The following is a 6,214-nucleotide window of genomic DNA, read 5'->3' as shown; positions in this document are numbered from 1 at the left end:
GCGCGCGCGCTCCAGCAAGGTTTCGCCGATGGACGTGGGCCGAACCTGGCCGCGCTTGCGCGTCAGCAGCGGCGCGCCGATGCGTTCTTCCAGGTCGGCCACGTGCAGGCTGATGGTGGGCGGCGCCAGATGCAGCGCGCGGGCCGCGTCGGCGAACGAGCCCAGGTCGGCGATGGCGACCAGGGTGCGCAGGCGGTCCAGGCTGATCTCACGCATGGTGGTCTCGTTCAGGAAAGCTGAATTGGATAGTCATGATATTCGACTTTTGTTATCTACGATCCGGACCGATGATGAGGTCCTGCGCCCGGAACGTTCCGGCGCTCCCTTTGATCCAGGACGCAAGCGCCATGACCCATCCTCTAGTTTTCATCGACGGCGACCAGGGCACCACCGGCCTGCAGATCCACGAACGCCTGCATGGGCGCACGGACCTGCGGCTGCTGACGCTGCCTGAGGCGGAACGCAAGAACCCGCAGCGCCGCGCGCAGGCAATCAACGGCTGCGACATCGCCATCCTGTGCCTGCCCGACGAGCCGGCGCGCCAGGCCGCCGCTTCGATCGTCAATCCCGACGTGCGGGTGATAGACGCCAGTTCCGCCCACCGCACGACGGCCGGTTGGGTCTACGGTTTTCCGGAAATGAACGCGGAACAGGCTGGGCTTATCGCCCAGGCCCGGCGGGTGAGCAATCCCGGCTGCTATCCCACGGGCGCGATCGCCTTGCTCGGTCCGCTGCTGCGGGCGGGGCTGGTGCCGGCTGACTATCCCGTGGTGATCCATGCGGTGTCGGGCTATTCCGGCGGCGGCCGCGCCGCGGTGGACGCGTACGAGGCCGTCGATGGCGGCGGCGGACCGGCATTCCAGCTCTACGGGCTGGGCCTGGCGCACAAGCACACGCCGGAAATCGAACGCCATGCCGGCCTGACGCAGCGGCCGGTGTTCGTGCCGGCCTACGGCGCCTATCGCCAGGGCATCGTGCTCACGGTGCCGCTGCAGTTGCGGCTGCTGCCAGCGGGCGTGGACATGCAGCGCCTGCACGCCTGCCTGCAGCAGCATTACGAAGGCGCCAGGCATGTGCAGGTGGTGGCGCCGCAGGACGCGGCCGCCCATACCCACCTGGATCCCCAGGCGCTCAATGGCAGCAACGATCTGCGCCTGGCCGTCTACGGCAATGCCCAGGAGGGGCAGGTACTGCTGACGGCAGTGTTCGACAACCTGGGCAAGGGCGCGTCGGGCGCGGCGGTTCAGAACCTGGACCTGATGCTGGCCGCGATGGGATAGCGCGGCGGCAAGCGCCCTACGGCGCGGGCCGGCGGCCCGCTCCGGCTCAGGCCGGATCCGGGTCCGCCAGCGTTTCCACCACCAGGCGGCGCAACCAGACCGTGCCGGGGTCGCTTTCGAAGCGGGCGTGCCAATGCACGGTCACCGACAGGGGCGGCAGGGCGATGGGCAGCGGGCGTATCTGAAAGGCGTCGTCCCGGTTGAACCAGATCGCCGCCCGCAAGGGCAGGGTCATGGTGAGATCGGTGCGCCGCACGATCTCGGCGGCCGCCGAAAAATGCGGCAAGGTCAGATAGGGCCTGCGCGGCAGCCCGGCCTCGCTCAGCACGTCGTCCAGCAAGCGGTGGGCGCTGGCGCGCGAGGCCACCAGGATGTGGTCCAGGCGCTTGAACTGGCTGCGCGTCAGGCCGACCGACAAGACCGGATGGCCGCGCCGGCCCATGCAGGTGTAGCGTTCGCGGAACAGTTCGGCATGGCAGGTCTCGCTGCCCAGGCCGGCCAGGTTGCCGATGGCGAGATCGACCTCGCCTTCCTTGAGCGCCTGCGGCAGCCGTTCCAATGGAATTTCCAATACCTCGACCTGCAGGCGCGGCGCCAAGGCGTGAATGCGTTCCATCAGTGACGGCAGGAAGACCATTTCGCCGATATCGGACATGGACAGGCGAAAGCGCCGGGTGCTGCTGGCTGGCTCGAAGCGCTGCCGCAGGCTCACGGCTTCGGCGAAGCTGTTCATGCCGCGTTCGATAGGCTCGGCCAGGGCAAACGCTACCGGCGTAGGCTGCATGCCGGACGCGGTGCGGGCGAACAAGGGATCGTCGAATTTTTCACGCAAGCGCGCCAGCGCGTAGCTTACGGCGGGCTGCGTCAAGTTCAGGCGCTGCGCCGCCCGGGTGACGCTGCGCTCATGCAGCACGGTCAGGAAAACCCGCATGAGGTTCAGGTCGAAGTCCATGCATGCCTCTCATATCAGCCTGATTTATAAGATAAATAATACCTATAAATTTGACATATAAATAGTTGATTCCTAGACTAATTTCACAAGGGCTGGGGCAACGCTTGCCGATGGCCGCAACACAGGGGAAGCACCGCCATGCATGCGTTGACACTGCCGTCGTTGTTGCTGGAGCAGGGCGCCCGTTGGGGCGAACGCACCTGGGTGCAGGCGCCAGGCGGCTCGTTGCGTTATGGCGATGCGCCCGACCATGCGGCGGCCTGGGCAGCGCGCCTGGCCGCGGCCGGCGTCGCCAGGGGCGACCGGGTCGGCTTGATGGCAGGCAACCGGCATGAATTCCTGTCCATCGTGTTGGGCTGCGGCTGGCTGGGCGCGGTGGTGGTGCCCATCAACACGGCGTCGCGCGGCATGCAGCTGCAGCACATCCTGGCCAACAGCGGTTGCCGGTTGCTGGTGGCCGACGCCACGTCCTGTCCCGCGCTGGCGGCGCTGGACACGCAGGCCCTGGCCTTGAACCGCATCTGGCTGCTGGACGGGAACGCCGACGCATTGGCGCTGCCGGTCCAGGCCGGCGCACCGCCGCTTGCATCGGACTCGCCGCTCCCGCCGGCGGCCGACGTCGGGCCGGGAGATACGCTGGCCATCCTGTACACCTCGGGCACGTCCGGCCTGTCCAAGGGCGTGTGCTGTCCGCACGCGCAGTTCTATTGGTGGGGCAGGATCGCCGCGCGCAATCTGGAGATTGCCGACAGCGATGTGCTCTACACGAGTCTGCCGCTCTTTCACACCAATGCCTTGAACGCCTGTTTTCAGGCCCTGGTCACGGGCGCGACCATCGTCTGCGATGAACGTTTTTCGGCCAGCCGCTATTTCGACCGGCTCGAGGCCACGGGCGCCACGGTGACCTATCTGCTGGGCGCCATGGTGCCCATGCTGCTGGCGCAGCCGCCCGCCGCGGCCGAACGGCGCCACCGCGCGCGGATTGCGCTGGCGCCAGGGGTTCCCGAACGCTTCCATGCGGCGTTCGCCGAACGCACCGGCGTCGCGCTGCTGGAAGGCTACGGCTCCACCGAAACCAATTTCGCGCTGGGCGGCACGCTGGCCGAACAGCGCCCAGGCACGATGGGCCGCGCCGCGCCCGAATTCGACGCGATGGCGGCTGACGAGCACGACGCCGCAGTGCCAGACGGCACGCCGGGCGAACTGCTGCTGCGCGCACACATGCCGTTCGCGATTGCCACCGGCTATTTCGGCATGGACGACAAGACCGTACAGGCCTGGCGCAACCTCTGGTTCCACACGGGGGACCGCGTGGTCCGCGAGGCCGACGGCTACTTCCGCTTCCTGGACCGCATGAAGGACGCGATCCGGCGGCGCGGCGAGAACATTTCCTCGTACGAGGTGGAGCAGGTGCTGCTGGCGCATCCGTCGGTGGCCGCCGTGGCGGTCTATGCGGTGCGTTCGGAGTTGGCCGAGGACGAGGTCATGGCCGCGCTGGTCTACAAGACCGGGCAGGCCATCACGCCTCAGTCGCTGCTTGATTTCTGCCAGCCTCGCATGCCGTATTTCGCCGTGCCGCGCTATCTGCGCGTGCTGGACGATCTGCCGCGCACCGAGAACGGCAAGATCCGCAAGTTCCAGTTGCGGGATGAGGGCATTACCGGCGACGCCTGGGACCGGGACGCCGCCGGCTATCGCGTGGCGCGCTGAGCGCCACAGTTCCATTCAAAACATACAAGGGGCGGCAATGACGATGGCATACAAGGGGGCGGCCGCGGCCGCTGGCGACGATGCGCGCAGAAAGCGCACGCGGCGCGTGGTGATGGCCTCCGTCGCGGGCAACGCGATGGAATGGTATGACTTCTTCATCTACGGCACGGCGGCGGCGCTGGTGTTCGGCGAGCTGTTCTTTCCCAAGGGCACCGATCCGCTGCTGGGCACCATGGGGGCCTTTGCGGGCTTTGCGGTGGGTTTCCTGGCGCGGCCGCTGGGCGGCGTGATCTTCGGCCACATCGGCGACCGCTATGGCCGTAAGCTGGCGCTGGAGTGGACCCTGGGCCTGATGGGCGTCGCCACGTTCCTGATCGGGCTGTTGCCCACCTACGATCAAGTCGGCTTCTGGGCGCCGGTGGCCATGGTCGCGCTGCGCATCCTGCAGGGCGCCGCCGCGGGCGGAGAGTGGGGCGGCGGCGTGCTGTTGATCAGCGAGGCGGTCGGAGGCAAGCGCCGCGGCTACTTCTCGTCTTTTAGCCAATTGGGTGTGGCGGGCGGCTTCGTGCTGTCGTCGGGCGTCTTCATGCTGGCGCAGCAGCTGCCGCAGGAGGCCTTCATGAGCTGGGGCTGGCGCCTGCCGTTTCTCTTGAGCGTGCTGATCTTCGGGGTGGGCCTGTACATCCGCAAGCACATCCCGGAAAGCGAAGAATTCGTGCAGGCCGCCAAGACGGCCAAGCGCGGCATGCCGGCGGTGGAAGTGTTCCGCCGCTATCCGCGCCAGGTCTTTACCGCGATGGGGTTGCGCGTGGCCGAGAACGGCGGCTCGTACATCTTCCTGGCGTTCGCGCTGGCCTATGGCAAGTTTCTGGGCATTCCCAACGACGTCATGCTGGGCGGCGTGTTGCTGTCGATGTTCATCGAACTGGGTACCCTGGTCTGGTTTGGCCACCTGTCCGACCGGATCGGCCGGCGCACGGTGTACCTGATCGGTTCGGCCGGCCTGGTGCTGGTGGCCTTTCCCTTCTTCTGGCTGGTGCAGACCAAGGAGCCGGTGTGGATCTTCCTGGCGTTTTTCCTGGGCAACACGGTGTGCCATGCCGCCATGATAGGGACCCAGCCGGCGTACTTCGCCGAACTGTTTCCCGCGGAAGTGCGGTACACGGGATTGGCGTTGGGGCATGAGCTTGCCTCTGTTTTTGCCGGGGGCTTGTCGCCGCTGATCGCCATGGCGCTATTGCGCAAGTATGAATCGGCGACGCCCGTGGCGTGGTTCCTGGTGGGCATGGCCGCGGTTACCGTGTTGACCTTGTTGCTGACGCGCGAACCGCCGCGCGAGGAGTCCGCGTGAGCGCGACCTGCGGTCCGGCCATCGTTGGCGTGGGCGAAACGCCCGCCTTGCGTCACCCAGGTCCCCAGACCAGCACGGCCGGCCTGATGGCCGAAGCGATTGCCCAGGCGCTGCGCAGCGCGGGGTTGACGCCAGACCGCGTGGACGGGTTGGGCGTGGCCTCGTTCACGCTGCGTCCGGACCGCGCCATCGATCTGGCATGGCAGCTGGGACTGCGGCTCAACTGGTGCATGCAGGACGAGATGGGCGGCGCCAGCGCCATCAATCTGCTGCGCCAGGCCTGGCTCGCGCTGGAAGCCGGGCACGCCGAGACGATCGTGCTGGTGGCCGGTGACCATTTCACCGGGGCCGATTTTGCCGGACTGGTGCGCGGCTATAACCGCAGCGCGCGCGACTATCTCAGCCCCTTGGGCTGCGAGGGTCCGAACCCCTTGTTCGCCATGCTCACGCAACGGCAGATGGCGCGGACCGGGCTCAAGCGGGAGGACTATGGCGCGCTGTGCGTGGCGCAGCGGCAATGGGCGGCGGCGAATCCGAATGCCGCCTATCGCCAGCCCTTGAGCCTGGAGCAGTACCTGGCCGCGCCGTTGATCGCGCCTCCCTTGGGCCGCATGGACTGCGTGCCGGTGGTCAGCGGCGCATGCGCCTTGGTGCTGAGTGCGCGTCCGGCGGGGATTTGCGTGAGGCTGCTGGCCAGCGATGCCCGCTACAACGGCGACCTGCAGGAAGGAGACGGGCTGCAGACCGGCATCGCCGAGTTTGCGCCCGCGCTCTGGCAGCGTGCGGGCCTGGAGCCGGACCAGATGGACGTGGTCAGTGTCTATGACGACTATCCCGCCATGGCGCTCGCGCAACTATGCGATCTGGGTTTCGCCCGGGCGGACGATCTGCCCGGCTTCATCGCGCGCCGCCTGGCCAGCC

The 6,214-nt window shown here is 67.5% G+C and carries 5 protein-coding genes and 1 pseudogene; 4 read left to right on the top strand and 2 right to left on the bottom strand.

Annotated features, from left to right (window positions below; translation table 11 throughout):
- On the bottom strand, positions 1-216 hold a 216-nt coding region (locus tag VIR09_RS16700), incomplete at its 3' end, for a LysR family transcriptional regulator (RefSeq protein ID WP_332013886.1).
- A gap of 131 nt (positions 217-347) precedes the next feature.
- Here VIR09_RS16700 and argC point away from each other — a divergent pair.
- Positions 348-1,280, top strand: a complete 933-nt coding sequence (argC, locus tag VIR09_RS16695; RefSeq protein ID WP_332013885.1) for an N-acetyl-gamma-glutamyl-phosphate reductase — start codon at positions 348-350, stop codon at positions 1,278-1,280.
- A 46-nt stretch (positions 1,281-1,326) separates the two neighbouring features.
- On the opposite strand, the gene VIR09_RS16690 is transcribed toward argC, so the two are convergent.
- A complete protein-coding gene (locus VIR09_RS16690) occupies positions 1,327-2,232 on the bottom strand; it encodes a LysR family transcriptional regulator (RefSeq protein ID WP_332013884.1) in 906 nt (301 codons plus the stop codon).
- A 123-nt stretch (positions 2,233-2,355) separates the two neighbouring features.
- Between VIR09_RS16690 and VIR09_RS16685 the strand changes: the two are divergent.
- The 3 genes and pseudogenes from VIR09_RS16685 to VIR09_RS16675 form a co-directional block, all read left to right on the top strand.
- Positions 2,356-3,942: pseudogene (locus VIR09_RS16685) on the top strand (ATP-dependent acyl-CoA ligase); the annotation flags it as partial.
- 37 nt (positions 3,943-3,979) lie between these two features.
- Positions 3,980-5,293 carry an MFS transporter gene (locus VIR09_RS16680; protein ID WP_332013883.1) on the top strand — a complete coding sequence of 438 codons (1,314 nt, stop codon included), beginning with the start codon at positions 3,980-3,982 and terminating at the stop codon, positions 5,291-5,293.
- A partial coding sequence (locus VIR09_RS16675) for a thiolase family protein (protein WP_332013882.1) occupies positions 5,290-6,214 on the top strand: 925 nt, incomplete at its 3' end. The genes VIR09_RS16680 and VIR09_RS16675, both read left to right, overlap by 4 nt.

This window comes from Achromobacter sp. (assembly GCF_036567245.1).
In the GTDB taxonomy this organism is placed as follows: domain Bacteria; phylum Pseudomonadota; class Gammaproteobacteria; order Burkholderiales; family Burkholderiaceae_B; genus Achromobacter.
This window is presented reverse-complemented; position numbering and strand designations above follow the sequence as displayed.

What these genes read in the sequence shown, in the direction of transcription:
- argC (WP_332013885.1), top strand. Translation starts at nt 348, where the DNA reads ATGACCCATCCTCTAGTTTTCATCGACGGCGACCAGGGCACCACCGGC.
- VIR09_RS16690 (WP_332013884.1), bottom strand. Translation starts at nt 2,232, where the DNA reads ATGGACTTCGACCTGAACCTCATGCGGGTTTTCCTGACCGTGCTGCAT.
- VIR09_RS16680 (WP_332013883.1), top strand. Translation starts at nt 3,980, where the DNA reads ATGACGATGGCATACAAGGGGGCGGCCGCGGCCGCTGGCGACGATGCG.